Source organism: Massilia agilis, assembly GCF_024756255.1.
GTDB classification, from domain to species: Bacteria; Pseudomonadota; Gammaproteobacteria; order Burkholderiales; family Burkholderiaceae_D; genus Telluria; species Telluria agilis.
Genome location: NZ_JANUHB010000002.1, coordinates 1,028,041 through 1,055,020 on the forward strand (window position 1 = coordinate 1,028,041; position 26,980 = coordinate 1,055,020).

At 66.7% G+C, this 26,980-nt stretch carries 23 protein-coding genes and 1 pseudogene; 4 read left to right on the forward strand and 20 right to left on the reverse strand.

Going from position 1 to position 26,980, the window contains the following annotated elements; genetic code table 11:
- Positions 1-37 precede the first annotated feature (37 nt).
- Positions 38-2,200, forward strand: a complete 2,163-nt coding sequence (locus NX774_RS11605; RefSeq protein WP_258822331.1) for a TonB-dependent receptor — start codon at positions 38-40, stop codon at positions 2,198-2,200.
- A 69-nt stretch (positions 2,201-2,269) separates the two neighbouring features.
- On the opposite strand, the pseudogene NX774_RS11610 reads toward NX774_RS11605, so the two are convergent.
- The 10 genes and pseudogenes from NX774_RS11610 to NX774_RS11655 form a co-directional block, all read right to left on the reverse strand.
- Positions 2,270-2,374 (reverse strand): annotated as a pseudogene (locus NX774_RS11610) (DUF817 family protein); the annotation flags it as partial.
- A 125-nt stretch (positions 2,375-2,499) separates the two neighbouring features.
- Positions 2,500-3,276: an EAL domain-containing protein gene (locus NX774_RS11615; protein WP_258822332.1), complete on the reverse strand. Its 777-nt coding sequence runs from the start codon at positions 3,274-3,276 to the stop codon at positions 2,500-2,502.
- 74 nt (positions 3,277-3,350) lie between these two features.
- Positions 3,351-3,857 carry a MarR family winged helix-turn-helix transcriptional regulator gene (locus NX774_RS11620; RefSeq protein ID WP_258822333.1) on the reverse strand — a complete coding sequence of 169 codons (507 nt, stop codon included), beginning with the start codon at positions 3,855-3,857 and terminating at the stop codon, positions 3,351-3,353.
- Positions 3,858-3,863: 6 nt separating this feature from the next.
- Positions 3,864-5,498, reverse strand: coding sequence for an AMP-binding protein (locus NX774_RS11625; protein WP_258822334.1), 1,635 nt, complete (start codon positions 5,496-5,498; stop codon positions 3,864-3,866).
- Positions 5,499-5,596: 98 nt separating this feature from the next.
- The gene (locus NX774_RS11630) at positions 5,597-6,319 is read right to left on the reverse strand and encodes a response regulator (RefSeq protein WP_258822335.1); all 723 of its coding nucleotides are present in this window, start codon (positions 6,317-6,319) and stop codon (positions 5,597-5,599) included.
- 60 nt (positions 6,320-6,379) lie between these two features.
- Positions 6,380-10,621: a hybrid sensor histidine kinase/response regulator gene (locus NX774_RS11635; RefSeq protein WP_258822336.1), complete on the reverse strand. Its 4,242-nt coding sequence runs from the start codon at positions 10,619-10,621 to the stop codon at positions 6,380-6,382.
- On the reverse strand, positions 10,618-11,787 hold the full coding sequence (locus NX774_RS11640; RefSeq protein ID WP_258822337.1) for a patatin-like phospholipase family protein: 1,170 nt from the start codon (positions 11,785-11,787) through the stop codon (positions 10,618-10,620). Before NX774_RS11640 ends, NX774_RS11635 begins: the two co-directional genes overlap by 4 nt.
- 93 nt (positions 11,788-11,880) lie before the next feature.
- On the reverse strand, positions 11,881-13,719 hold the full coding sequence (ggt, locus tag NX774_RS11645; RefSeq protein ID WP_307731188.1) for a gamma-glutamyltransferase: 1,839 nt from the start codon (positions 13,717-13,719) through the stop codon (positions 11,881-11,883).
- Between the two features lie 33 nt (positions 13,720-13,752).
- Entirely contained in the window at positions 13,753-14,511 is a 759-nt protein-coding gene (locus NX774_RS11650) for a 3-hydroxyacyl-CoA dehydrogenase (protein WP_258822339.1), read from the reverse strand.
- A 92-nt stretch (positions 14,512-14,603) separates the two neighbouring features.
- The gene (locus NX774_RS11655; protein WP_258822340.1) at positions 14,604-15,137 is read right to left on the reverse strand and encodes a hypothetical protein; all 534 of its coding nucleotides are present in this window, start codon (positions 15,135-15,137) and stop codon (positions 14,604-14,606) included.
- 162 nt (positions 15,138-15,299) lie between these two features.
- Here NX774_RS11655 and NX774_RS11660 point away from each other — a divergent pair, with 162 nt between their 5' ends.
- On the forward strand, positions 15,300-16,598 hold the full coding sequence (locus NX774_RS11660) for an acetyl-CoA hydrolase/transferase family protein (protein WP_258822341.1): 1,299 nt from the start codon (positions 15,300-15,302) through the stop codon (positions 16,596-16,598).
- Positions 16,599-16,696: 98 nt separating this feature from the next.
- Here NX774_RS11660 and NX774_RS11665 read toward each other — a convergent pair whose 3' ends face one another.
- Positions 16,697-17,419, reverse strand: a complete 723-nt coding sequence (locus NX774_RS11665; protein WP_258822342.1) for a hemerythrin domain-containing protein — start codon at positions 17,417-17,419, stop codon at positions 16,697-16,699.
- Positions 17,420-17,479: 60 nt separating this feature from the next.
- Complete coding sequence (locus NX774_RS11670) at positions 17,480-17,674, reverse strand: DUF1059 domain-containing protein (protein ID WP_258822343.1); 195 nt, start codon at positions 17,672-17,674, stop codon at positions 17,480-17,482.
- Positions 17,675-17,751: 77 nt separating this feature from the next.
- Here NX774_RS11670 and NX774_RS11675 point away from each other — a divergent pair, with 77 nt between their 5' ends.
- Positions 17,752-18,282: a DsbA family protein gene (locus tag NX774_RS11675; protein ID WP_258822344.1), complete on the forward strand. Its 531-nt coding sequence runs from the start codon at positions 17,752-17,754 to the stop codon at positions 18,280-18,282.
- A 229-nt stretch (positions 18,283-18,511) separates the two neighbouring features.
- Here the strand turns inward: NX774_RS11675 and NX774_RS11680 are convergent, their stop codons facing one another.
- The 7 genes from NX774_RS11680 to NX774_RS11710 form a co-directional block, all read right to left on the reverse strand.
- Positions 18,512-20,674, reverse strand: a complete 2,163-nt coding sequence (locus NX774_RS11680) for a sodium-translocating pyrophosphatase (protein ID WP_258822345.1) — start codon at positions 20,672-20,674, stop codon at positions 18,512-18,514.
- 188 nt (positions 20,675-20,862) lie between these two features.
- A complete protein-coding gene (gene adk / locus NX774_RS11685) occupies positions 20,863-21,519 on the reverse strand; it encodes an adenylate kinase (protein ID WP_258822346.1) in 657 nt (218 codons plus the stop codon).
- Positions 21,520-21,695: 176 nt separating this feature from the next.
- Positions 21,696-22,448, reverse strand: a complete 753-nt coding sequence (gene kdsB / locus NX774_RS11690) for a 3-deoxy-manno-octulosonate cytidylyltransferase (protein ID WP_258822347.1) — start codon at positions 22,446-22,448, stop codon at positions 21,696-21,698.
- Entirely contained in the window at positions 22,445-22,615 is a 171-nt protein-coding gene (locus NX774_RS11695) for a Trm112 family protein (protein ID WP_258822348.1), read from the reverse strand. The genes kdsB and NX774_RS11695 overlap by 4 nt, the downstream gene beginning before the upstream one ends.
- Complete coding sequence (lpxK, locus tag NX774_RS11700; RefSeq protein WP_258822349.1) at positions 22,596-23,618, reverse strand: tetraacyldisaccharide 4'-kinase; 1,023 nt, start codon at positions 23,616-23,618, stop codon at positions 22,596-22,598. The genes NX774_RS11695 and lpxK overlap by 20 nt, the downstream gene beginning before the upstream one ends.
- 150 nt (positions 23,619-23,768) lie before the next feature.
- A complete protein-coding gene (locus tag NX774_RS11705) occupies positions 23,769-24,221 on the reverse strand; it encodes an ExbD/TolR family protein (protein ID WP_258822747.1) in 453 nt (150 codons plus the stop codon).
- On the reverse strand, positions 24,221-24,826 hold the full coding sequence (locus NX774_RS11710; RefSeq protein ID WP_258822350.1) for a MotA/TolQ/ExbB proton channel family protein: 606 nt from the start codon (positions 24,824-24,826) through the stop codon (positions 24,221-24,223). Before NX774_RS11710 ends, NX774_RS11705 begins: the two co-directional genes overlap by 1 nt.
- 302 nt (positions 24,827-25,128) lie before the next feature.
- On the opposite strand from NX774_RS11710, the gene NX774_RS11715 reads away from it, so the two are divergent.
- Entirely contained in the window at positions 25,129-25,413 is a 285-nt protein-coding gene (locus NX774_RS11715) for a hypothetical protein (protein WP_258822351.1), read from the forward strand.
- Between the two features lie 488 nt (positions 25,414-25,901).
- On the opposite strand, the gene NX774_RS11720 is transcribed toward NX774_RS11715, so the two are convergent.
- Complete coding sequence (locus NX774_RS11720; protein ID WP_258822352.1) at positions 25,902-26,816, reverse strand: pirin family protein; 915 nt, start codon at positions 26,814-26,816, stop codon at positions 25,902-25,904.
- Positions 26,817-26,980 lie beyond the last annotated feature (164 nt).

Here is a 26,980-nt window from a genome sequence, read left to right on the forward strand (position 1 = left end):
GCACGGCACGCATCCGCACACGCAAACAGGATTCAAAATGAACGCGACGTTGAATAAACGGCTGCTGGCGGTCGCCATTGCAGCTACCCTCCCCTGCCATGCCGCCCTTGCTGGCAACGATCAAGCCAATCTCCCGAAAGTCACCATCACCGGCACCAAGGCCGACGTGACGCAAGTGGATGTGAGCCGGGCCGGCTTTCCCACCGATACCGCAGGCCTGCTGCAGCAAGTCCCCGGCATGAGCATCGTCAGCGGCGGCGGCGTCTCGGGCTTGCCTTCGATGCGCGGCCTGGCGGACGACCGCCTGCGCATCCAGGTCGATGGCATGGACATCGTGTCGGCCTGCGCCAACCACATGAACCCGGCCCTGTCGTACATCGCGCCCTCGCAGGTGGACTCGGTGCAGGTGCTGGCCGGGATCACGCCGGTCAGCGCCGGCGGCGACAGCATCGGCGGCACCATCCGTGTGCGCTCGGCCGACCCGCGCTTCGCGGCGCCGGGCGCGGAACTGCTGAAAGAGGGCCAGGCCGCCCTGTTCTACCGGTCGAACGGCAACGTACGCGACGCCAGCCTGTCGGCCACCCTCGCCACCGAACGATTCTCCGCCACCTACAGCGGCGAATCGGTCAAGTCCGACAACTACCACGCGGGTGGCGACTTCAAGCCGGCCACCACGCCCGCGATCCCGCGCGCGCTGCCGCACGATGAAGTCGGCTCCTCGGCCTACGAATCGCGCAATCAGTCGGTGACCCTCGCCGTGCGTAGCGAACAGCGCCTGGTCGAACTGCGCATGGGCATGCAGCACATCCCTTACGAGGGTTTTGCGAACCAGCGCATGGACCTGACGCGCAACGACAGCCAGCAGTTCAACCTGCGCCTGCAGGAGCGCCACGACTGGGGCACGCTTGAAGCGCGCGCCTACCACGAGCACACGCGCCACGGCATGAACTTCGGCGACGACAAGCTGTACTGGTACGGCGCCAAGTCGGACATCCCCGGCATGCCGATGGAGACGGAAGGCCGCAACACCGGCCTGTCCGCCAAGGCCAGCGTGAAGCTGTCCGATCCCGACCTGCTGCGCATCGGCGCCGAGTACCAGCGCTACCGCCTGAACGACTGGTGGCCGCCGTCGGGCGGCGGCATGGCGCCGGACACTTTCTGGAACATCCGCGACGGCCAGCGCGACCGCCTGGCGGCCTACGCAGAATGGGACCGCCGCTGGAGCCCCGAGTGGTTCAGCCAGTTCGGCATCCGCGGCGAGAACGTGACCAGCGACGCCGGCGCGGTGCAGGGCTACAGTGCGGCCTATGCCACGGACGCCAAGGCGTTCAACGACCAGGACCGCCATCGTAAAGACCACAATCTCGACCTGACCGCACAGGCGCGCTACGCGCCGGACCGCGACGCCACCTACAAATTCGGCTACGCCCGCAAGACGCGCTCGCCCAACCTGTACGAACGCTACAGCTGGTCCACGGGCGGCATGGCCATGAACATGGTGAACATCGCCGGCGACGGCAATGGCTATGTCGGCGACGTCAACCTGAGGCCGGAGGTCGCGCACACCGTCACCGCCAGCGCCGACTGGCACGACGAGGCGCAGGAACGCTGGTTCGTCACGGTCGCGCCCTACTACACCTACGTGAAGGACTACGTGGACGCGCGCTGCCTCACCGCACAGTGCGCGCGCAACGCGTTTGTCTTCCTGCGCTTTGCGAACCAGGATGCGCGGCTGTACGGCGCCGAGTTCTCGGGCCGCGCACTGCTGGCCCGCGGCGCCTACGGCAACCTGAGCGCGAGCGGCCTCGTGAACTACGTGGTCGGCAAGAACAAGACCACGGGCGACAACCTGTACAACATCGCGCCGCTCAACGCGCGCCTGTCGCTGGTGCACCAGCTGGGCGCGTGGAGCAACACGATGGAGCTGCAGGCGACGGCGGCCAAGGACCGCGTCTCGCAGCTGCGCAATGAGCTCAAGACGGGCGGTTTTGCGCTGCTCAACCTGCGCACCAGCTACGCGTGGAAGCACGTGCAGCTCGATGCCGGCGTGGAGAACCTGTTCGATCGCCGCTACGACCTGCCGCTCGGCGGCGCCTACGTCGGCCAGGGCCGCACGATGTCGCAATCGGGCACGCCGTACGGGATCGCCGTGCCGGGCATGGGCCGCTCGGTGTACGCAGGGCTCACGTTCAAGCTCTGATGCGCTTGCGCCGGGCTGGCAGCCGCCGGCCCGGTTAGTCGGCGGGAATGTGGATCTTCGCCTTGATGGGTGGGTGAAGAGGTTCGCGTAAATGAGGATCGCGATGGCCGCCGCCATCCAGTAAGGCGGATGATGGCGCACGCGCAGGTCGAACAAACGCCAGGCCTGCACGATGAGATCCCGAAGTACAAGAACTCGATGGCGGCGCGCCGCAGCCTGCCCATGTGCCGGGGCCGGGCGTCCATCAACATCGTGTCCAGTGCAGCGAGCATGGAAGAAGTTCAGGCTGGCGCCGCCAATCAATCCCACGCCGCAGGATCGATGACGCCCGCCGCGCGCAGCGCGGGTTTGCCGAACAGGTAGCCCTGCATCAGGCCCACGCCCGCGTCGCACAGGAAGTCGCGCTCCGCACGCGTCTCGATGCCCTCCGCGAGCACGCGGATACCAAGCTCCGCGCTCATCGTAATCACGCCCTTGACGATCGCCTGCTTCGGCTTGCTGGCGTCGATGCCGCGCACCAGTCCCATGTCCAGCTTGATGATGTCCGGCTGGTACTCCGCCAGCAGGTCCAGGCCAGCATAGCCCGCGCCGAAGTCGTCGATCGCGGTGGAAAAGCCGAAGCGGTGGTATTCGCGGAAGATGTTCACCAGGTGCGGCCGGTCCTGCACCTTCTCGCCTTCGGTCACCTCGAAGATGATGTGCTCGATCGGGAAGCCGTATTCGCGCGCCGCCGCAAAGGTGCTCTGGATGCAGGCCGCGGGCTGGTACACGGCATTGGGCAGGAAGTTGATCGACAAGCGCTCGCGAATGCCCAGCTCGGCCGCGCCCTTGATGGCCTGCACGCGGCAAGCCTGGTCGAACTGGTAGCGGTTGTCGTCCGTCACCCGCGACAGCACCGACCACGCGCCCTCGCCGTTCGGGCCGCGCACCAGCGCCTCGTGCGCGAAGATCGTGCGCGTCTGGACGTCAACGATGGGCTGGTAGGCGAACGTGAACTCGAAGTCGAGCGGCGGCGCGGTTTTGCATTTGCCGCAGGCGCGGGATTCTGGCGAGACTTCAGGCTGGATGGGAGTCATGGACGCGGCAGTTGGGGGAAATGGCCTAGTATCCTCTATTTCAAAAGCTCAAGCCACACGCGTGCCCGTCAGGTTCAGGCCTTGTCGTTGGCATCGAGGCGCCGCTTCATCTGCGATAGCAGCTCGATCAGCCGGGCCTTGTCCTCCCCCGGCACGCCCTCCAGCAGTTCCTCGATCCAGCGCTCGTGCACCGCGGCCATCTCGCCGAACGCACGGCGGCCTTCTTCGGTGAGCTTGACCGCATAGGCGCGCCGGTCCCTGGGATCGGGCACGCGCACGACCAGCTTTTCCTGCTCCAGCTGGTCGGTGATGCCGGTGACGTTGCCGCCGGTGACCATCATGCGTTTGGATAGCTCGCCCATGCGCAGCCCGTCGGGGTGGCGTTCGAGCTGCGCCATCAGGTCAAAGCGCGGCAGCGTGATGCCGAAGCTGGCGCGCAGCCGGCTGCGGATCTCGTTCTCGATGCGCACCGTGCAGGAGAGCATGCGCAGCCACAGCTTGAGCGACTGGTGGTGTTCGTGGGTGAGGCGGCTGGCCAGGTCCAGTGCGCCGTCATCGTCATCCCGCTCGTCGTCCGCCATCTCGCCTCACTCGAGTGCCTCATCCCGTAGTTTGAAACGCTGCAGCTTTCCGGTCTCCGTGCGCGGCAGCTTGTCCCTGAATTTTACCGAACGCGGGTATTTGTAGGGAGCGATCTGCTGTTTGACGAAGTCCTGCAGGGCGCACACCAGCGCGTCGGACGGTTCGAATCCGGCCTTGAGCACCACATGCGCCTCGACCAGCTGCCCGCGTTCCTCGTCGGGCCGGCCGATCACGCCGCATTCGGCCACCGCAGGATGGCGCAGCAGCGCCTCTTCGACCTCGGGGCCGGCGATGTTGTAGCCGGCCGAGATGATCATGTCGTCGGTGCGCGAGCGGTAGTAGAAATAGCCGTCGGCGTCCATTTCGTAGGCGTCGCCGGTCAGGTTCCAGCCGTCGCGCACGTACTGGCGCTGGCGCGGGTCGGCCAGGTAGCGGCAGCCGGTTGGCCCCTTGATCGCCAGCCGCCCGATCACGCCGGGACCTACGCGCTGGCCGTCCTTGTCGAGGATGCAGGCCTGGTAGCCGGGCAGCGGCTTGCCAGTCGCGCCGGGGCGAATGTCGGCGCCCGCCGCCGAGATGAAGATGTGGAGGATCTCGGTGGCGCCGATCCCGTCGATCATGTCAAGGCCGCTCGCCTCGCGCCAGGCGTCGCGGGTAGCCAATGGCAGCGCCTCGCCGGCCGACACGGTGCGCGTCAGGCTGGTCAGGTCATGGCGCGCGGCCAGCGGCGCCATCTGGCGGTAGAAGGTGGGCGCGGTAAAGCACACGGTGGCGCGGTGCTGTTCGATTGCCGCCAGCAGGGATTCGGGCGTGAGCTTTTCGAGCAGGATTGCGCTCGCGCCCACGCGCAGCGGGAACAGCAGCAGTCCGCCCAGGCCAAAGGTGAATGCGAGCGGCGGCGTGCCAATGAAGACGTCATCAAGGCGCGAGCGCAGCACATGCGGCGGAAAGCAGTCGCAAATGGCCAGCACGTCGCGGTGAAAGTGCATCGTCCCCTTGGGCACGCCGGTGGTGCCCGAGGTGAAGCTGATCAGGCAAACGTCGTCGGCCGAGGTGTCGACCGCGTCGAACGGCTCGCCGTGGCGCCGCATCAGCGCATCCAGCGCTTGTGCATCGGCCGCGTCGCCGAACAGCAGCACCGGCGGGCATTGGTCCAGGGCGTCCAGTTCGGCGCGCAAGGCGGTGGCGCACAGGACCGCGTCGACCCTGGCCTTGTCGATGATCTTGCCCAGCTCGGCGGCGCGCAGCAGCGGCATGGTGGGCACGGCGATCAGGCCGGCCTTCTGCACGGCCAGGATGCAGGCGGCCATCATCGGGCAGTTGGCGCCGCGCAGCAGGACGCGGTTGCCGGTGACGAGCTTCAGGTCGCGCCGCAGGACGTGGGCGATGCGGTCGATGCGGTCAAGCAGGTTGCGATAGGTCCAGCGCTCGTTGGCGCCGACCAGCGCAGTGCGCTCGCCCCACCCTTTGGCGATGGCGGCGTCGACCAGTTCGGCCACGCAGTTCAGGCGTTCGGGGTACTGCAGGCCGGGCAGGTCGAACAGGAAGTCGGGCCACTCGTCAAACGGCGGCAGGTTGGCGCGGGCAAAGCCGTCCACGTAGGCGGAGGGACTCAAGTCTGCAGCGGTCAAGCGTGTCATGGACGCCCCGTGAAAAAGTATCGGCCGAGAACCCGGGAGATACTTTAAATCTAAACAATCTGCTCAGCAAGCGGATTTGTGCGGGGCTTGTCCTTTCATCAGGAAGCGGCCAGCGCGCGCGCCAGCTCGCTCTGGCGCAGCGCGCTCTGGCGGGCCTTGTCCAGCGCGGGCTCGACTTCGCATGGCAACAGCGGGGCGTCCTGCGCTTCGAGCGCCTCGAACGCGGCGGCGGCGCCCAGCAGCCCGAGCGTGCTGCAGCCTTCGCGCAGGCGCGCCAGCTGCGCACGCGCTTCCGCGGTTTCGCCGCAGGCGAGCAGCTGCTCGATCAAGGGGCTGGCGGCCACCAGCTGCTTGTGCAGGCCGCCCAGATAGAGCAACAGCCGGTTGGCGTCAATGCCAAGCCGGCGCACGGTTTGCGCAGCCAGCTCGTCGCCGCCGTCCGCCGGTTCCTGCAGGCCGGCCAGCAAGGCGCGCACTTCTTCCACCTGGAACGGCTTGACCAGGTAGGCGTTGGCGCCCATGTCGCTGGCCTGGTCGGCGACGCTGCCCTCGCTGGCGGCGGAGGCGAGCACGAAAGGCATGTGCGCAAGCTGCGGATCGGCCTTCACGCGCGCCAGCAGTTCCGTGCCCGACAGGTGCGGCATGCGCAGGTCGCAGAAGGTGATCGCGGGCCGCAGGCCGCCTTCGAGCTGGCGCCAGGCGTCCTCGCCGTCCTCGGCTTCGTGGACTTCGAAATGTCCGCTGGTGTCGACCAGGTGCATGAGCACCATCCGCGACACGACGTCGTCGTCCACCACCAAGACCTTCATCCGATCGCTCATGCGCGTCTCCCGCTTTCTGTCACACCATTATACCGGCTGGCCCCGCCGCAGCCGGGCACCTCACGTGCATGCCCCGGCAAACGCGTCGAGCATCTCGGCCAGTTGCGGTAACGCGGCGTCCAGTGCCGTCCAGTCGCCATTGTCGGCGGCCGCTTCCAGTTCCGCGCACAGCTGGTTGAGCGCGATCTCGCCCAAGTAGGCGGCGCTGCCGCGCAGGCCGTGCAGCAGCAGCGCGCAGGCTTCGCCGTCGCGGCGCGCCAGCGCGTCGTTCAGCTCGCCCCGGCGGCGCGGCAAATCGGCGGCAAACGCAGCGCGCACGCGCTCGCGCAGGTCGCCGCCGCCCTTCGGTCCGTGTCCGGCCGCCTCGGCCAGCGGAGCCGGTCCGGTGAACACGCCGAACATGGCATCCAGTTCGGCCGTGCTGGGCGGCTTGGCCGCCGCCGGCGACAGCGGTTCGAGCGCGATCCCGCGCGCAAGCTGCACGCCGATCGCGCGCGTCAGCTTGGCGTGCAGCGAGTCCTCGTCGATCGGCTTGCTCAGGAAGCCGTCCATGCCGCTGGCAAGATAGCGCGAGCGGTCTTCCTCGCTCGCATTGGCGGTCAGCGCGACGATCATCACCTGCGGGTCGAGCACCGGGCTGCCCGGCTCGCCGCCGGCGCGGATCAGGCGCGCGGCCGTGATGCCGTCCATCTCGGGCATGCGGCCGTCCATCAGGATCAGGTCGTAGCGCTTGCGCGTGCACGCGTCCAGCGCCTGGCGCCCGTTTTCGGCGATATCGACCTCGTGCCCCAGCTCCTCGAGCATGGTGCGGATGATGATCTGGTTGGTCGGGAAGTCTTCGGCGCACAGCACCTTGAGCTTGTGCGTATGCGGCGCGCGCGGGGCACGCGGCTCCTGCGGCGGGCGCACGCCGTCGGCCAGCGGCAGCACGAAGGTGAAGGTGCTGCCCTCCCCTTCGGTGCTCTCGACGCTGATCCAGCCGCCCATCAGCTGCACCAGCTGGCGGCAGATGGCCAGCCCCAGTCCGGTGCCGCCGTAGCGGCGCGTGGTGGTGCTGTCGGCCTGTTCGAACTTCTGGAAGATGCGCGGCAGCGCTTCGGCGGCGATGCCGATGCCGGTGTCCTGCACCGAGAACCGGATCATGTTGCGGCCCTGCGCGTCGGCCACCTGGTCTTCAAGCCGGCGCTCGACGCACAGCCTGACCATGCCCTCGTTGGTGAACTTGAAGGCGTTGCCGACCAGGTTGACCAGCACCTGGCGCAGCCGCGTCGGGTCGCCCACCACGAAGCGCGGCAGGCCAGGCGCCAGCTCGATCGCAAAGTCCACGCCGCACACGGCGGCCTGCTCCTCGAACAGGCTGACCACGTTCTCGATGGTGGCGTCGAGCGCGAAGTCGATGTTCTCGATGGTGAGCTTGCCGGCCTCGATCTTGGAAAAGTCGAGCAGGTCGTTGATGATCGACAGCAGCGATTGCGCGTTGGCCTGGCCGCGCACGATCTGCTCGCGCGTGGCGTCCTTGAGCTGGGCGTCGCGCAGCGCAAAGCCGAGCATGCCGATCACGCCGGCCAGCGGGGTGCGCATCTCGTGGCTCATGTTGGCCAGGAATTCGGACTTCTGGCGCGTCGCGTCCTCGGCGCGCTGCTTGGCCAGCCGCAGCCGCTCCTCGTTCTCGTGCAGCGCGCGGTTGGCCTGCGCCAGCTCGTGGGTATTCTGGCGCACCTGCTGTTCCTGCTCGCGCAGCTCCTGTGTCTGGCGCTCGAGCAGCCGGTTCTGCAGTTCGATCTCCTCGGTGCGCGCGCTGACCTGGCGCTCCAGCAGCTCCTTCTGGCGGCGCAGGCCCGACAGGCGCGCGAGGATGATCCCGTAGGTGACGCCCGCCAGCAGGATCACGCCCAGGACGCGGAACCACCAGGTCTTCCAGTACGGCGGCTCGATGATGATTTCGAGCGAGGCCGGGGTGTCGCTCCAGACCCCGTCCTTGTTCGCGGCACGCACCCGGAACACGTAGTAGCCGGGGTCCAGGTTTGTGTAGGTCGCAAAGCGCTTGCCGGCATCGGTGCTGACCCAGTCCTGGTCGAAGTTCTCCAGCCTGTAGGCGAAGCGGTTGCGCTGCGGCGCGGCGAAGTGCAGCGCCGAGAATTCGAGCGAGAAGATCGATTCGCCGGCCGACAGCGTAATGCGCTTGGCCTGCTCGATCGGGCCGGACAAGAGGCCCGGATGGACCTGCGCGATCGGCTGGTTGAAGATCTGGAAGCCCGTGATGACGGCGCGCGGCGCAATGCTGTTGTCGTGGATCTCGCGCGGGTTGAACGCGGTCATGCCGTTGAAGCCGCCGAAGTACAGGGTCCCGTCGGGCATCGCCAGCGCCGACCCGTCGAAGTAGGCGCCGTCCGTGGTGCCGTCGGCCGCACCGTAATTGCGCCAGGCGCCGGTGGCCGGGTCCAGGCACGACAGGCCGATGCTGGTGCTGGCCCAGATGCGGCCGTCCTGGTCTTCCAGCATGGCTGCCACGTCGTCGTTGGCCAGGCCTTCGTTGGACGTGTAGCGCACGAAGCTGATCTTGCCGTCCTTGCCTTCGACCATGCGGTTCAGCCCCACCGCGGTGCCGACCCACAGGTTGCCCTTGCGGTCTTCCAGCAGGTAGTGGACTTCGTCGTGCGACAGCGTGGACGGGTCGGCGTCATCGTGGCGGAAGTGGCGGAACTTGCCGGTGGCGCGGTCGAGCAGGCTCAGGCCGCCGAACGAGCCGACCCAGAACCTGCCGCGGCTGTCCTCGAGCACCGGGCGCACCGTGTTGTCCGACAGCGTGGCCGGGTCGGACGGGTCGCGCCGGTAGGTGGTCAGCTTGCCGCTCGCCGGGTCGAGCCGGTGCAGGCCGCCGGTCGTCGAGATCCAGAGGATGCCCTCGCGGTCGGTGCGCATGAACCGCACGGTATTGGCATTGGTATTGCCCGGCACCAGCACGTGCCGGGTGAAGCGGCCGGTGGCCGGGTCGAAGCGCGTGACGCCGGTGTTCGCCCCGATCCACAACACGCCGTTCTTTTCGACCGCCAGCGCGTTGCCCGCCTGGTCGATCAGGCTGTTCCGGTTGTTCGGCTGGTGCCGGTACACCTGGGTGGTCACGCCGCTCGACGGGTCGTACAGGTTGATGCCATCGTTGGTGGCCATCCAGAGCTTGCCGTCCGGCCCCGCCGCCAGCGCGCGCACCTTGTTGTCGCCCGGGGTCACCCTGGCGTCCGGCTCGCGCAGGATGCGCGCGAAACCGCCACTGCCCAGGTCCACGCGCGACACGCCGCCGTACCAGGTGCCGACCCAGAGCGTGCCCACACGGTCGCGATACAGCGCGGGCACGCGGTCGTCGGCCAGGCTGTGGCGGTCGGTGACCAGGTGCGGGTAGTGGGCAAAGCTGGAGCTGCGCCAGCGCCAGCGATACAGGCCGTGTTCGCGCGAACCGATCCACAGCATGCCGTCCTCGTCGCGGTACAGCGAGTCGATCTCGCCCGGCTTGAGTCCTTCGGCCGGCCCGAACAGATGGCGTTCGCCGCGCGGCGCCTGCGCCCAGCGCACCAGGCCGCCGGCGCTGCCGACCCACAGGCCATGGTCGCGGTCCAGCAGCAGCGCGTGGATCGTCTCGTAGGCGCGGCCGAACGGAGAGCGATAGTGTTCGAAGCTGGCGGCGCCGGGCGCCATGCTGTCCAACCCGGCCGCGGTGCCGACCCACAGCCGCCCGCCGGCGTCGAGCGCAAGCGCGTTGACCAGGTCGTCGGACAGGCTGGACGCGTCGCCCGGCACGCGGTGCCAGGTGTGGAACTTGCCGGTCGCCGGGTCGAAGTGCTGCAGGCCGTCGCCCGTGCCGAGCCACATGCCGCCCTTGCCGTCGTCAAGGATCTTCATGATGCGGCGGTTGGCGTTGCCCTGCCGCCCCGGCTCGCTCGGCGCAAAATGGGTGAAGCCCTGGGTCGCCGGGTCGAAGCGATCCAGGCCGCCGTCGGTGCCGACCCACAGCTGGCCCTTGCGGTCCACGAACAGCGCGCGCACGTAGTTGTGGGCGAGCGTGCGCGGGTCGCCAACCACGTTGCGGTAGTTGGTCATCCGGTAGCCGTCAAAGCGCGACAGGCCGGTCTGGGTGCCGAACCACATGAAACCGTCGGCGTCCTGCACGATCGCGAGCACCGATTCCTGCACCAGGCCGTCGTCGACCGACAGGTGCTCGAAGCGCAGCGTGGGCGCGGGCGCGGCATGCGCGCTCGCGCCGAGCAAGACGGCCAGCGCCAGCAGAAGGAGGCGGGCAAGGGTTCTCATGGTGCGAAGAAGGCCAGCACGTCGTCGCGCCGGGCAAAGGTGTCGCGCCGGCCAAGTTCGACCAGTTCGCGGGTGTAGCTGCGTTCGAACAGCAGGTAGGACGACAGCGCCGAGCCGCGCGCCTCGGTCGCGCCGATCCCGGACAGCAGCGTGCGGACCGGTCCCGGCAAGCTTTTGGTGTGGCGCGCGGCGATGTCGTCCAGCCGTTCCGATGGCGCGATCACCAGCAGGCGCACCTGGCGCAGCGGCGTCTTCTGGTGATGCTCGCGCGGCACCATCGACAGGGTCTGGTTGATGCGGTTCAGGCGCTCGACGTCCACCGCCAGGCTGTCGAGGAAAATCGAGGACAGCGCGTGGCCGGCAATCTGCGCCAGGCTCGGGTAGCGCGTCGATGGCGCGGTCGCGCGCGGCGCCTCGCTCATGCGGCCGGCGCCGACCACCAGCACGCGCGAGGCGCCCAGGTGGATCGCCGGCGATATCGGCGCCAGCTGGCGCATCGAGCCGTCGCCGCAGTATTCAAGGCGCCCCGCCAGGTACAGCGGCACGGCCGGGAATACGAACGGGATCGCGGACGACGCCAGCAGGTGCTCGACGCCGATCTGGTCGGCCAGCGCCACGCGCTGGCTGCGCTGCCACGGCGCGATCTCGGCCGCGCTCTGGTAGAAGGTGATGTGGTGGCCCAGCGTGTACGACGAGGCGGTGACGGCGAGCGCGTGCAGGCGGCCGGAGGCCAGCGCCGCGTCCAGCCGCGGCAGGTCGAGCATGCGGTGCAGCAGCCCCACCAGCGGCGTGTTGTCGAGCAGGGAACTGGGCGGGGCGGCGTGCCACTTGCGCAGCATCCAGCCGAACGACAGCAGCGACAGCCAGCGCGCGCCGGAGCGCAGCACGCCCAGCGGGTCGGCGCGGTACACCTGGTCGGCCGTCACGTTCAGCCACACCTCGAGCAGCTTGCCAACGCCCTCGGCGAAATCGTCCGCGCGGCAGGCCAGCGCAGTGGCATTGAGCGCGCCGGCCGAGGTGCCGCAGACGATGTCGAACGGGTTGTGCGCGGCCTTGCGGCCCGCGTCGGCCAGGATGCTGCCCACCGCATCCAGCACCCCGGCCTGGTAGGCGGCGCGCGCGCCGCCACCGGTCAGGATCAACCCGGTCTTTTGTTCGATTTCCATCCAACAAGATTAGCAAAGTCTGCTGCTCTTGGGGGAGGAAATTGTCCCCGCAGGGGACATCCCCGCGCAGGCGGGGATCCAGGGTTACACCTTTTAATCCCCCTTGGCGATGCCTTCGCGGCGCGGATCGGCGCCCCCATACCACAGCGGCACGCCGTGCACGTCGATGCGCTCGATGCCGTGCAGGCCCGAATTCTGCTCGGTGATGCGGATTGCATGGCCTTTGGCCTTCAGCGCCTCGATCTCGGCGGCCGGAAAACGCCCCGCTTCCAGCTCGGTCGGGCCGTTGCGGCTGCCGAAGTTGGGCAGCGAGATCGCCTGCTGCACGTTCAGGCCCCAGTCGAGGGTCCCGACCAGCACCTTGGCCACGTAGTTGATGATCGCCGGGCCGCCGGGCGAGCCCACGGTGAGCACCAGCTTGCCGGTCTTCTTGTCGAACACCACGGTGGGCGACATGGCGCTCCTTGGCCGCTTGCCCGCTTCGACGCGGTTGGCGATCGGGCCGTTGGCGTCGCGCGAGTCGAACGAGAAGTCGGTCAGCTGGTTGTTGAGGATGAAGCCATCGACCATCTGGCGCGAGCCGAAGGCGTCTTCGACGGTGGTGGTCATCGCAAGGCCCGCGCCGTACTGGTCCACCACCGACATGTGCGAAGTCGAATGTGCCTCGATCGAGTTGTCCGTGCCCCAGGCCACGTCCATGCCGGGCGGGTGGCCGGCCGGGGCGACGCCCATCGACTTTTCGCCCACCAGCGCGGCGCGCTGGGCCAGGTAGGTCTTGTCCAGCAGGCTTGGGATACCGCGCCCCGGCAGCGGCACGAAGTCGGTGTCGGCGGCGTAGCGGTCGCGGTCGGCGTAGGCCAGACGGCCCACTTCCGAGAACACGTGCACGGCATCCACGCCCGGCACGCCGTTCACCGGCGCCAGCGCCTTCATGTTCTTCGTCTCGAACATGCCCAGCATCTGCGCCACCGCGATACCGCCGGAGGACGGCGGCGGCATGCCGCACACCGTCCACACGCGGTAGTCGTTGCACACCGGCTCACGCACCTTGGGGCGGTAGCTGGCGATGTCCTGCGCGGTCAACAGGCCCGGGTTGGTCGGGTGCGCATGCACCTTGGCGTCGATGTCGCGCGCAATGTGGCCGTTATAGAAGGCGTCGGCACCGCCGTCGGCGATCTCGCGCAGCGTGCTGGCCAGCTTGGGGTTCTTGAGGATGTGCCCGACCGGCCAGGGCTGGCCGGCCGCATCGTAGAAGTAGGCGCGCGCATCCGGGTCCTTGCGGATGTACGGGTCAAGCGCCAGCAGGCGGTGCAGGCGCTCGCTCACCGCAAAGCCGTTCGCGGCAAGATCGATCGCGGGCTGGAACAGCGTCTTCCACGGCAGCTTGCCGTGCTGTTTGTGGGCCAGTTCGAGCATGCGCAGCACGCCCGGCGCACCGGTCGAGCGGCCGCCGACGATGCCTTCGGTGCGCGACATTGGTCTACCGTCCGGGCGCTGGAACAGGTGTTCGTCAGCTTTGGACGGCGCGGTCTCGCGGCCGTCGAAGGCCTGCACCTTCTTGCCGTCGTAGTAGACGAGGAAGGCGCCGCCGCCGATGCCGGAGGACTGCGGCTCGACCAGGGTCAGCACCATCTGCGTGGCGATGGCCGCATCGATCGCGGTGCCGCCTTTTTTCAGCATCTGGTAGCCTGCGTCCACCGCGAGCGGGTTGGCGGCCGCCACCATGTACTTGCTCGCCGGCCACCCTGCCTTCTCCTGGTAGCCGGTCGCCGCTTCGGGCGCCCGCTGCAAGGTGTCTTGTGAATAGGCCGGGGCGAGGAAGGCACCGCCAAGGGCGGCAACAAGCGCGAGCAGTCTGAACTTTGACACAAGGATCTCCACAATCAAAAAAGGGCGCGCGGCCTGCGCCGGGCGCCCGATACCATGTGGCATCCTACAACAAATCAAAGTGTCAATACGGCATCTTTATTTCGGCTGCATGCGGATCGCGCCGTCCAGGCGGATCGTCTCGCCGTTGAGCATGACGTTTTCGATGATGCTCTTGGCCAGTTGGGCGTACTCGGCCGGCATGCCAAGGCGCGGGGGGAACGGCACCATTTTGCCCAGCGAATCGCGCACTTCCTGCGGCATGCCCATCAGCATCGGGGTCTCGAAGATGCCCGGAGCGATGGTCATCACGCGGATGCCGTTGCGCGACAGGTCGCGCGCCATCGGCAGGGTCATGCCTGCCACGGCAGCCTTGGATGCGCCGTAGGCCGCCTGGCCGATCTGGCCGTCGAATGCCGCCACCGAGGCGGTATTGATGATGACGCCGCGCTCGCCGGTGTCCACCGCATCGGTCTTGCTCATCGCGTCGGCGGCCAGGCGGCACATGTTGAAGGTGCCGACCAGGTTGATGTTCACGGTGCGCTGGAACACGTCCAGCGGGTGCGGGCCATCCTTGCCGACCGTTTTGACCGCGGGCGCCACGCCGGCGCAGTTGACCAGGCCGCGCAGCGTGCCCAGCGCCAGCGCTGCGTCGACCACGGCCTTGCCGTCGGCTTCCGAGGTCACGTCGCACTTGACGAATTTGCCGCCCAGTTCCTTGGCCAGCGCTTCGCCCGCCTCGACCTGCACGTCGGCCAGCACGACCTTGCCGCCGGCAGCCACCAGCATGCGCGCGGTAGCGGCGCCGAGACCGGACGCGCCGCCGGTGACGATGAACACGTTGCTCTGAATTTGCATGGTTTTCCCCTTTTGAGTTTGCATTTAACGTTTACGTAAACGTCAACCTCAACGATTGTAGCGAACTTTTGAAGGAAAAAACCACGACCAGGTTAAAAGCATTGCATTGTCGTGCCATTCCGGTTGCACAGCCGGCCCTTGCTGTCGAGGGCGGCGTTGCCCACGCCGGTCTGGTAGCTGTTGCCGGACGCGTCCGTGCACTGGTTGCCGATGCAGGTGTTGATCGGGGCCGGTGGCGGCAGGTTGGCCGGCATCGGCGTTTGCGGCGCAGCCGGATGCAGCACCGGGCCATACGCTTGCGGCGCGGTGGGCGCGGGCATGCTGCCGATGATGGCGGGAACGGCGCGGCGCTTCGGCGGCGGCTTCTTGCCATCCTTGCGCGGCGCCATGTCTTGCGGCTGGTCCTGCGGCTGGCCCTTCACCGGTTGCTCGCCGCTCTTGCGCTGCGGCTGCTGCGCGGCATTGCCGGCCTGCTCTTCCTGGGCCTGGGGCGTGCCGTCGCGCTGTTCCTTCGCGGTCTTCGCGGCCTGCGCCGCCTCGTGCGACTGTTGGGCAGCCGCCCCGCCGGCGGCCAGTGCGGCCAGCAGCGCCAGCAGCCCGGCCAGGGGTCGTGCAAGCTGTTTCATGTGCCACCTCATGCGAATCGGTTAGAACAGGCACATTATCCGCTGGCGGGCAGCCGTCAAGCGCACGCGAGCATTGCAATGGCCGCGCTAACGTGTTGTCATCTACGCGTCAGCTTCGCACGCTAACCTCTCGGGATCGAATTATAAAAGTCAGGAGACACAATGCAGACTGCTCAAGAACTCTACCAGTCCAAACGCGGCACCGCGCGCGACGCGCTCAACCACCTGCGCGACGGCGACATGATCATCGTGCCGACCGGCGTCGGCGAGCCGCCTGCGCTGCTGACGGCCCTGTCGGAAGAACGCCGGCGCTTCAACGACATCAAGGTGTCGCAGATCCTGGCCATGCGCAAGTACGGCTACTTTGACCCGGAGACCGCGCACCATGTGCGCCACTCGGCCCTGTTCCTGGGCGGCGCCTCGCGCGCGGGCGGCCAGGCCGGCTGGTGCGAATACATCCCCAACTATTTTTCCGAGATCCCGACCCTGATCCAGCGCGGCCTGATGCCGTCCGACGTGGTGTTCGCGATGGCTTCGCCGATGAGCCCGCACGGCTTCTTCTCGCTGAGCCTGGGCTGCGACTACACGATGGCCGCGGTGGCCAAGGCACGCGTGGTGGTGCTGGAGGTGAACCCCAACGTGCCGTTCGCGCACGGCCAGTGCCATGTGCACGTGTCGCAGGTGACTGCGCTGGTCGAGACCGAGGACCCGATCATGGAGGTGGGCCTGCCCACCATCGGCCCGGTGCAGGAAGCGATCGGCAAATACGTGGCGGACATGATCGAGGACGGTTCGACGCTGCAGATCGGCTACGGCGGCATTCCCGACGCGGTGGTGATGCAGCTGACCAACAAGCGCGACCTGGGCGTGCACACCGAGATGATCGGCGACGGCATCCTCAAGCTGGTCGAATGCGGCGCGATCAACAACACCAAGAAAACGCTGGTGCCGGGCAAGATGGTGGCGACGTTTGCGCTGGGCTCGCGCAAGCTGTACGAGTTCATGCACAACAACCCGATGATCGAAATGCATCCGTCGGACTTCACCAACGACCCCTACATCGCGGGCCAGAACGACAAGCTGGTATCGATCAACGCCAGCCTGCAGGTGGACCTGCTGGGCCAGTGCGGCAGCGAGAGCATCGGTCACCTGCCCTACTCCGGCACCGGCGGCCAGGTCGATTTCGTGCGCGCGGCCAACCGTTCGCGCGGCGGCAAGTCGTTCATCGTGCTGCCGTCCACCGCCAAGGATGGCGCGATCTCGCGCATCGTGCCTTCGCTCACGGCCGGCACGCATTGCACGACCAGCAAGAACGACGTCAACTACGTGGTGACCGAATACGGCGTGGCCCAGCTGCGCGGCAAGTCGGCACGCGAGCGCGCCAACGCGCTGATCGCGATTGCGCATCCGGATTTCCGCGGCTGGCTGCGCGAGGAAGCGCAAAAAATGTGCATGCTCTGAACCGGAAATTATCCGTAGGGTGGGCAGGTTTCCTGCCCACGCGTCCAGCCAGAGCACGCTTGGCCTGAACGCGTGGGCAGACAAGCTGCCCACCCTACTCAGCTTGCGTCCCGGCGCCCCTTGCTGGTCGGCGGCGGCGCAATCGTGAACGAGGCCAGGTCGGCCAGTCCCATTTCCCCTTCCAGCTCGGCAATATGCTTGAGCGCGTCCTCGAACCCATCGTGCCCGAACACCTGCTGTTCGATGCGTTCGAACCGCTCACCCATTTCCTTGAACGCCGACGCGGACAGCGAATCCTTCCAGGCCGTGAACACCTCGGTATCCTCGCGCGCGGCGTGGTGCGCGTACATGATGGCAAAGTCGTGCAGCGCGCGCCCGAGCGGCCGGCCCGCCAGCGGATCGATGCGTCCGCGCCGCGTGGTGTCGATGACATAGGCGGTCAGCTCGCGGCCGCGTTCATGCTGCTGTTGGAGCACATCCGGCAGCCGGGCCGCCTGCCCTTTCAGCTTGCGCACGGCGGGGAAGATGATTTGCTCTTCCAGGCGGCGCTCGTGGTAGTCCTCGCCAAACGAACGGAACAGCGTGGCGGTGCGCGCCAGCACGGTTGCCGGCACCGGCCCTTTTTGCTGCAGCAGCCGCTCGGACGCGGCCTCGTAGATGAGGAGCGCGCGCCGCAGTACCCCGTGCTCGCGCATCAGGTCTTCGGTGGCGGAAACCTGCTTGCCGCCTTCTTCCGCTCGCGCGGCCGCCGGGACGTACAAGGCCGCCACCGCGCCGCCAGCCTGCGCTGCCGTGCGGATAAACTCACGCCGGTTCGCCATCACCGCCTCCTTTCTCCACGAAAGGGACTGTACAGCGAACGGCAAAAAGGCAGCGCCCGCCTACTCGGGCGGACGGCCCTCGTGCATCGCCCCCTTGAGCTGCTGGCGCAGCTGCGGCGTGTCCTCGTGCCCGTGCACCTTCACGGCGTGCTGGGCGGCCACGTCGAGCAGTTCGCTTTCGCTGTCGGCGGCGATGGTGACGCTGCACTTCTTCTCGCTCGGAAACTCGCGGCAGTCGATGTATTTGCGTGCCATGATGCCCTCCTGTCAGGCCGGTTCCGCAAGCGCAGTATAGGTCCGGGCGGCGCGACTTCAAGCATCCGGGAGAAACGATGAACGAAGCAGTGACAATCGACGAGCACGATCACCTGCGCGGCCCACGCGACGCGCAAGTCGTGATCGTGGAGTACGGCGACTTCCAGTGCCCGTTCACCGCGCGCGCGTACGCGGCGCTGGATGACCTGGGCGAGCGCTTAGGCGACGACCTGTGCCTGGCCTACCGGCACTTCCCGCTGCCCAAGCATCCGTTCGCCGAACTGGCGGCGGAGGCGGCCGAAGCGGCGGCGGCGCAGGGCAAGTTCTGGGAGATGCACGACGCGCTGTTCGAGCACCAGGACAGGATCAACCCGGAAACGCTGGTCGTGCTGGCCGAGAGCATCGACCTGGACATCAACCGCTTTCGCGACGAGATGCTGGCGCGGCATTACCGGCCGCGGGTGCTGGGCGATGCGGCGCGCGCGCGGCGCGAAGGCGTGGACCAGACGCCGACCCTGTTCATCAACGGGGAACGCTACCGTGGGGACTCGGACGAGCTGTCGCTGGCCAAAGGGATCGAGCAGGCGCTGGCGCGCAGGCGCGGGTGAGCATTCGTAGGGTGGGCACTCGTGCCCACGCGGGCGCACATGGCGCCGCGTATCACCGCGTGGGCACTTGTGCCCACCCTACAGGCCTGATGCGCAGGTAGGGTGGGCGGGTTTCCCGCCCACGCGTTCAGCCAGTGCGTGCCCGGCCACGGCCAAGGCAGCGGCAGCGCCCCTGCCGGCTGAACGCGTGGGCAGCGAAGCTGCCCACCCTACGCACTCCCGCGGCAGCTCAGTGCGCCGGCTCGCTGGCCGGCGCGGCCAGCACCGGGGTCTCGGGCTTGGCCACCGGCGCCACCTGTGCGGCACGCACGGCGGCCGGCGCGTGCGCCATTTCCGGCGCCTTGATCGCGATCCAGCCCGCGGCCGGCAGCAAGGGCACCAGCAGCAACGCGACGATGTTGATGATCTTGATGAGCGGGTTCACCGCCGGACCGGCCGTATCCTTGTACGGATCGCCCACGGTGTCGCCGGTCACGGCCGCCTTGTGCGACTCGGAACCCTTGCCGCCATAGTTACCGTCCTCGATGTACTTCTTCGCGTTATCCCACGCGCCGCCGCCCGTGGTCATCGAGATCGCAACGAACAGGCCGGTGATGATCGTGCCCATCAAGAGCCCGCCCAGCGCGGCCGGCCCGAGCAACATGCCGACCAGAATCGGCACCGCGACCGGCAGCAGCGACGGCAGCACCATTTCCTTGATGGCCGAAGCGGTCAGCATGTCCACCGCCTTGTCGTATTCAGGCTTGCCGGTGCCGGCCATGATGCCGATGATCTCCTTGAACTGGCGGCGCACCTCGATCACCACGGCGCCCGCCGCGCGGCCCACCGCTTCCATCGCCAGCGCGCCGAACAGGTAGGGGATCAGGCCGCCGATGAACAGGCCCACGATCACCATCGGGTTGGACAGCTCGAACACGATGGTCTTGCCGGTCGACTCGAGCGCGTGGGTGTAGTCGGCAAACAGCACCAGCGCGGCCAGGCCCGCCGAGCCGATCGCATAACCCTTGGTGACGGCCTTGGTGGTGTTGCCCACGGCGTCGAGCGGGTCGGTGATGGCGCGCACGGACTCCGGCATGCCGCTCATCTCGGCAATGCCGCCGGCGTTGTCGGTGATCGGCCCGTAGGCGTCGAGCGCGACGATGATGCCGGCCATCGACAGCATCGAGGTGGCGGCCACGGCAATGCCGTACAGCTCGCCCAGCTGGTAGGCCAGCAGGATCGCGGCGCACACCACCAGCACCGGGTAGGCGGTGGACTTCATCGACACGCCCAGGCCGGCGATGATGTTGGTGCCGTGGCCGGTGGTCGAGGCCTCGGCAATGTGGCGCACCGGCTTGAAGTCGGTCCCGGTGTAGTACTCGGTGATGTACACCATGAGGCCGGTCAGCACGATGCCGACCACCGCGCAGCCCATCATGCGCATGCGCATGGCTTCGTCCTGCCACAGCATCCAGGTGACGACCGCAAAGCCGATCAGGGACAGGCCGGCGGCCCACCACAGCCCGGTGTACAGCGCCGACATGATCTTTTTGCCCGGCTTGGCCTTGACCATCGAGCAGCCGACGATCGAGCCGAGGATCGACACCGCGCCCAGCAGCATCGGGTACAGGACCGCCTCGCTGGAGGCGCCGGTGACCATCAGCGCGCCCAGCAGCATGGTGGCGATCAGCGTGACCACGTAGGTCTCGAACAGGTCGGCCGCCATGCCGGCGCAGTCGCCCACGTTGTCGCCCACGTTGTCGGCGATCACGGCCGGGTTGCGCGGGTCATCCTCGGGAATGCCGGCCTCCACCTTGCCGACCAGGTCGGCGCCAACGTCGGCGCCCTTGGTGAAGATGCCGCCGCCCAGGCGGGCGAAAATGGAAATGAGGGACGCGCCGAAGGCCAGGCCGACCAGCGGCTTGATCACGTCATGGCGGGTCACGTTGGGGTCGGTGGCCTGCGCGGTCAGCATCCAGTAAAACAGCGTCACGCCCAGCAGGCCCAGGCCGACCACCAGCATGCCGGTGATCGCGCCGCCCTTGAACGCGACGTCGAGCGCCTCGTTCATGCCCTTGGAGGCGGCCTGCGCGGTGCGCACGTTGGCGCGCACCGACACGTTCATGCCGATGAAGCCGCAGGCGCCTGAGAGCACGGCGCCGATGAAGAAGCCGAGCGCGGTCTGGCCGCCCAGCAGCGCATAGATCGCCACCAGCAGCACCACGCCAACGATGCCGATGGTGCGGTACTGGCGCGCCAGGTAGGCCGAAGCGCCTTCCTGGATCGCCTGCGAGATTTCCTGCATGCGGGCGTTGCCGCCGTCCTGACGCAGGATCCAGCTGCGCGACCACAGACCATAAAGCACCGCGATGACGCCACAAGCAACCGCAAAACCTAAAAGATTTGCTGCCATTTCGTCCCCTTAGTTCTTTTATCAAGTAACACAAACACACACTTCGACAGACCGCTGCCTCTCGTTCCAGGACCGGCGGCCAACCTTACTGCGTACTGCAACACTTTGATGTCAAAACACTGGTGCGACGGATGGCTGCGGCGTCATCCGGACAAAAAAAAGCGGACAGGCTGTCCGCTTTTATTCGCTTACTCGGAAAGCGCGGCAAAAGCCGCGTCGCGTACCTGCTCGACCGGGCCGACGCCCGAAATCTTGCGGTACTTGGGCGCGCCGGGCTGGCCCGATTGCGCCCACTTGTTGTAGTAGCCCAGCAGCACCTCGGTCTGGGTGTGGTAGACCTGCAGGCGCTTCTTGACGGTCTCTTCCTTGTCGTCGTCGCGCTGCACCAGCGGCTCGCCGGTGAGGTCGTCCACGCCTTCGACCTTGGGTGGGTTGAACTTGGTGTGGTACACGCGGCCCGACGCCGGATGGCTGCGGCGGCCGCTCATGCGCTCGACGATCAGGTCGTCGGGCACGTCGATTTCAAGCACGTAGTCGATCGCCACGCCGCTGTCCTTCATCGCGTCGGCCTGCGCGATGGTGCGCGGGAAGCCGTCGAACAGGTAACCGTTGGCGCAATCGGCCTCTTGCAGGCGCGCTTTCACCAGGCCGATGATGATGTCGTCCGACACCAGCTGGCCGGCGTCCATCACCTTTTTGGCAGCCAGGCCCAGCTCGGTGCCGGCCTTGATCGCGGCGCGCAGCATGTCGCCGGTCGAGATCTGCGGGATGTTGTATTTTTCCTTGATAAAGTTCGCCTGGGTGCCTTTGCCGGCGCCGGGAGCCCCTAACAGAATGAGACGCATGAAGATTCCTAAAACGGATTTGAAAAACGGTTAGCTTGTCGCCGCACGGGCGTGATGCATATTTGAATACTTGATACGAAACTTACCACAAAAGTCAGCGAATGAGCACTAGACCACGGTCGGGCATTTTTACTTTTGAGATGCCGCAGGCGTGCTCGAATGTGACTGGAAGTGGCTCAGGATGCAAACTGCAGCCGTACCCGCGCCAGGTCCTCCGGCGTGTCCACCCCGGCCGGCGGGGCGCTCGCGGTCACGTGCACTGCAATCGGGTAGCCGTGCCAGAGCACGCGCAGCTGTTCGAGTGCCTCGATGCGCTCCAGCGGAGCGGGTTCGAGTTTTGGGTAGGCCTGCAAAAAAGCGTTGCTGTACGCATACAGTCCGATGTGGCGCAGCGGCGCGTAGCCGGGCGGCAGCGCCTCGCGGCTGGCGGCAAAACCGTCGCGGTGCCAGGGGATGGTGGCGCGCGAGAAGTACAGCGCACGGCCGGCCTTGTCCAGGACCACCTTGACCACGTTCGGGTTGAACACGTCGGCCACGTCGATGATCGGGTGGGCGCAGGTGGCCATCGGCACGTCGGCCGAAATGCGCGCGGCGCAGGCGGCCAGGAGGCCCGGGTCGATCAGCGGCTCGTCGCCCTGCAGGTTGACCACCACCGCGTCGGGCGCAAGCCCGATTTTCGCGGCCACCTCGGCGATGCGGTCGCTGCCGGATTCGTGGTCAGCCCGCGTCATGCAGGCTTGAACGCCATGCGCCTCGCATGCGGCCAGGATGTCGGCATGGTCGGTGGCCACGATGACGCGCGCGGCGCCGGAATCGCGTGCGCGTTCGGCCACGCGCACCACCATCGGTTTGCCGCCAAGATCCGCCAGCGGCTTGTTCGGCAGCCGGGTCGAGGCCAGGCGCGCCGGGATGATGACGGTGAAACTCATTGCGGCTCGACCCGCCTTGCCTGGTCGGCCCACATGATCGGAATGCCGTCGCGGATCGGATAGGCCAGGCGGTCGGCGCGGCAGATCAGCTCTTGCGCCTTTTTGTCGTATTCGAGCGGTCCCTTGCACAGCGGGCAGACCAGGATATCAAGCAGTCGGGCATCCACGACATTTCTCCACAATTTGTTCGGCCAGCGCGGCATCGATATGCGCCGCCACCGGCACGACCCACAGGCGCGGGTCGTTCTTCAGGTTTTCAATCTGCCCACATTTTACTGCATCCTTCTCGGTGATCAGGATGACATCGGCCTGCACGCGATCGAAAGGCGCATCGCGAAAGTCGTGATGGTCGGGCAGCGGCAGTTCAATGATGGCCAGGCCCGCCGCGCGCAGCATGGCAAAGAAGCGGCCAGGGTTGCCGATGCCGGCGGCGGCAACGATGCGTTTGCCGGACAGATGGGCAAGCGGCACGCGCTGCGCGGGGTTGGACAGCTGCTCGGCGTATTCCCCCACCAGCCGCATGCGATGCGGCGCGCCGCCGATGGCGTTTGCCAGCTGCGGCGTGATCTCGGGCGCATTCACGACCGTGAAATCGCGGCGGCGGGTGCGCGGCTCGCGCAAGGGTCCGGCGGGCAGCAGCCAGCCGTTGCCCACGCCGCGGCCGTCGAACAGCACGATCTCGATGTCGCGCGCAAGCGCATAGTGCTGCAGGCCGTCGTCGGCAACGAGGATGTCCACCTCCGGGTGCGCGGCCAGCAGGGTCCTGCCGGCCTGCCCGCGCGCACGGCCCACCACGACCGGGCACTTTGCGCGGCGCGCGATCAGGAGCGGCTCGTCGCCGGCCTGGCTGGCGTCCGACTGCGCCGTGACTTCGCGCGCGTGTTCGCCACTACTGCCATGGCCGCGCGAAATGACGCCGGGCGTAAAGCCGGCGGCGCGCAGCGTTTCGACCAGCCAGATGGTGAGCGGGGTCTTGCCGGTACCGCCGATGAAGATGTTGCCGACCACGATGACCGGCACCGGCAGGCGCTCGGATTTGAACAGGCCCGCGCGGTACAGGCCCGCGCGCGTTGCGGCGATGGCGCCGAACAGCTGCGAGACGGGCCACAGCGCGCAGGCCAGCGGGCCGCGGCGCAGCCAGGCGCGAGTGAGCGTGGATTCAAGCGACACTAACGTTCTCCCGCGCCATCAGCACGTCGTCCCCGCGCAGGCGGGGACCCATAATGAGCAACCACAATCGCGCAAGCGGCAGGTCCGCACACTCAGCATGGATCCCCGCCTGCGCGGGGACGACGGTTTTGGGGCTAGTGGCCAGCACGGCTACTGTTTGCTGCCCGTCTGCGCCGCAAACGTCAGCTTGTCGTAGCCGGCAACGCGGGCCGCCTCCAGCACGTTGATCACCATCTGGTGCATTGCGAACTGGTCGGCGTTGACGATGACCACCGGGCTTTGCGCCGGCTGCGCCAGCGGCTTGCCATCCGGGCCGGTCGCCGCCGCGTGCTTCAGGTCCTCGGCCAGTCCCTGCACGCTGTGGAAGGACACCGGCACGCCGTTGACGGTGTAGTTGCCCTTGGCGTCCACGGTCACGTTGATCTCGAACGGCTTCTCCACCGCCTTCTCGGCCTCGGCCGTGGGCAGCGTGATCTGCAGCTCGGTGAACTTGCTGTAGGTGGTGGTGACCATCAGGAAGATCAGCACCACCAGCAGCACGTCGATGAACGGGATCAGGTTGATCTCGGGGTCCTCGCGCTTGCGGCCCCGGCGAAAGTCCATCATTTGCGGGCACCGTGCACGACATCGACGAACTTCACCGCCTGCAGCTCCATGTCCATGATGAAGGTGTCCACCAGCGCGCGGAAGTGACGGTAGAACACCAGCGCCGGCATGGCGATCGCCAGGCCAAAGCCGGTGTTGTACAGCGCCACCGAAATGCCGTGCGCCAGCTGGGCCGGGTTGGTGCCGGTCGCGTTCTGGGCGCCGAAGATCTCGATCATGCCGACCACCGTGCCGAACAGGCCCATCAGCGGTGCGAGCGAGGCGATCGTGCCCAGCGTGGTGAGGAAGCGCTCGAGCATGTGCGCCACGCCCCTGCCCGCTTCCTCGATCGATTCCTTCATCACCTCGCGCGGCGCATCGACGTTGCGCAGCGCCGCTGCCAGTACGGTGCCCAGCGGAGAGTTCTGCTCCAGGCGCTGCACCACCTCGGGCGTGACCTTGCCGTTGTGATAAACGCGGATCACTTCATCGAGGAGCGCGCGCGGCAGGATCTTTTCGCGGCGCAGGTAGATCAGGCGCTCGATGATCAGCGCCAGTGCAACGATCGAGGCAATCAACAACAGCCAGATGGGCCAGCCTGCGGCTTGGAGAATGGCGAGCAAAACGAACTCCTGAGGGGTAAAAAATCCAATTCGGCAATGTAACGTGTTGCCCGCGCGGGGGCAAGACCAGTTCTGCACATCTTTTGTGGATAAGACTGTGACCAAGAACGGTGCCATGCGCCAAGCATATTGATTCTTAAAGGAAAATTTTGCCTGCTCGAAATGCGGGCAGGGTCTGGAACGGGAAACGGAACATGCGCCTTGGCCCGCGCCGGAGTGTTCGCCCGGGCTTTTCGGTGCGCCAGCGGGGATCAGGAGTTGTCAGTTGCAAACAACTTCTGTGGATAATGTTGTGAGCAAGGATGTCCGCACAATTGCATCCCCTTGATTTATCACGAAAATTCCTTCGCGCCCAAAAATATGGCAGGATTTTTTGTTTCACTTGGGCAATTTCCAGTCCCCAGGTTTCTCACAAATTTTGTGGACAAGATTGTGAGCAAGGCCCCGCGCACGATTCCAAGCTGTTGATTTTTCGCAAGAAATTCATCGAGCTGAAATTTGTGGCAGCATGGCTGGCTGAGCGTTTTCCACCAAAACCCCGGCTTTCTCACAATTTTTGTGGAAAAGACTGTGAGCAAGGACATTGAGCAGCATCAAAGTGTCTGATTCCAAAAGGAAAAACACCCGCGCTCAAAATTTGGGCAAACGGCAGTTTTCCGCAACTCCCTGCCTTCCCCGCCCCCTTTTCTGGCCATATCCGAGCTGTTTTTCAAGGCAACTTGGATAACTCATCCCGGTTTTCACACATTCTGTGGAAAAGGATGTGAGCAAGGATTAAGTTCGCGTGACAAGACTTTGATTTGAAATGAAAAAGTAGTGCAGGCCCAAATTTTAGGCACGGCCCTGGCTAGCTCGCACCAACACGGCGGCGCGGCATCTGTGGACCCTGCCGCGCGAAAGCGGCGGCGGGCCTGCGCTGCATTCCCCCTGTACAGACAGGGCTTTTGCACATCTTTTGTGGACAAGATTGTGAGCAACAACCGATGCGCCAGGGCAAGCCATTGATTCCGTTAAGAAATTTCTCCATGCCCCGTTTTTAGGCACCCCGCATGAAGCTGCCCACGTTTTGCGCAAATCAGGGGTAACGCACCGGCCGGCCGACCGTCTCCGGTAACGGAATGAATTCGGTCTCGCCCGGCACCGACGGAAAGGCCATCTTGCGCCAATCCTCGCGCGCCTGTTCGATGCGCTCCTCGGAACTGGCGACGAAGTTCCAGGACAGGTAGCGCGGGCCATCCATCGGTTCGCCGCCCAGCAGCATGACCCGTGCAGGCTTTCCGCCATGCGCGGCCAGCGTGACCGCGGCTTTCGGCTTGAGCACCAGCAGCTGCCCTGCCGCGAACACGCCGTCGCGGCCCAGGTCGAGTTCGCCCTCGACCACGTACAGCGCCTGCTCGCTGTATTCGGCCGGCATGGCGATGCGCGCGCCCGGCTGCAGGTTCAGGTCCACGTAGAACATGTCCGACAGCGTCGGCACCGGCGAGCGCTGCCCAAAAAAGCTGCCGGCAACGATGCGCGCGCTGGCGCCCTCGCCTTCGACCAGCGGCAACTCGTGCGCGCCGGTGTGCGAAAACGTGGGAGCGGTTTCCTCGTGCTGGCGCGGCAACGCCACCCAGCACTGCAGGCCGAACAGCGACGAGCCGGCCCCGCGCAGCTCCTGCCCGGTGCGTTCGGAATGGACGATGCCGCGCCCGGCCGTCATCCAGTTCACTTCGCCGGGGCGGATCGGCTGCACGCTGCCCAGGCTGTCGCGGTGCAGGATCTCGCCCTCGAACAGGTAGGTGACGGTCGCCAGGCAGATATGCGGGTGCGGACGCACGTCCAGGCCGCGGCCGGGCTGGAACACGTGCGGCCCCATCTGGTCGAGGAAGACGAACGGCCCCACCATGCGCTTGTCGCGGCTGGGCAAGGCGCGCCGCACCTTGAACTGGTCGCCCAGGTCGTGCACCGGCGGCACCACCACCACCTCGAGTGCGCTTTCATTGTCCATCTTCCCCTCCTCCCTGTTGTGATGCAGCGGCGAAAGGCCGCCGGTTTATTCGTGTACTCATATTACCGAAATGCGGCGCCGAACATGAACTGGTGGATCGCGGGCTGCGTGAACCATCCCCCTGCCGGAAAGTGCCCCGCTGACGATTGGTCGAGCTCAAACGG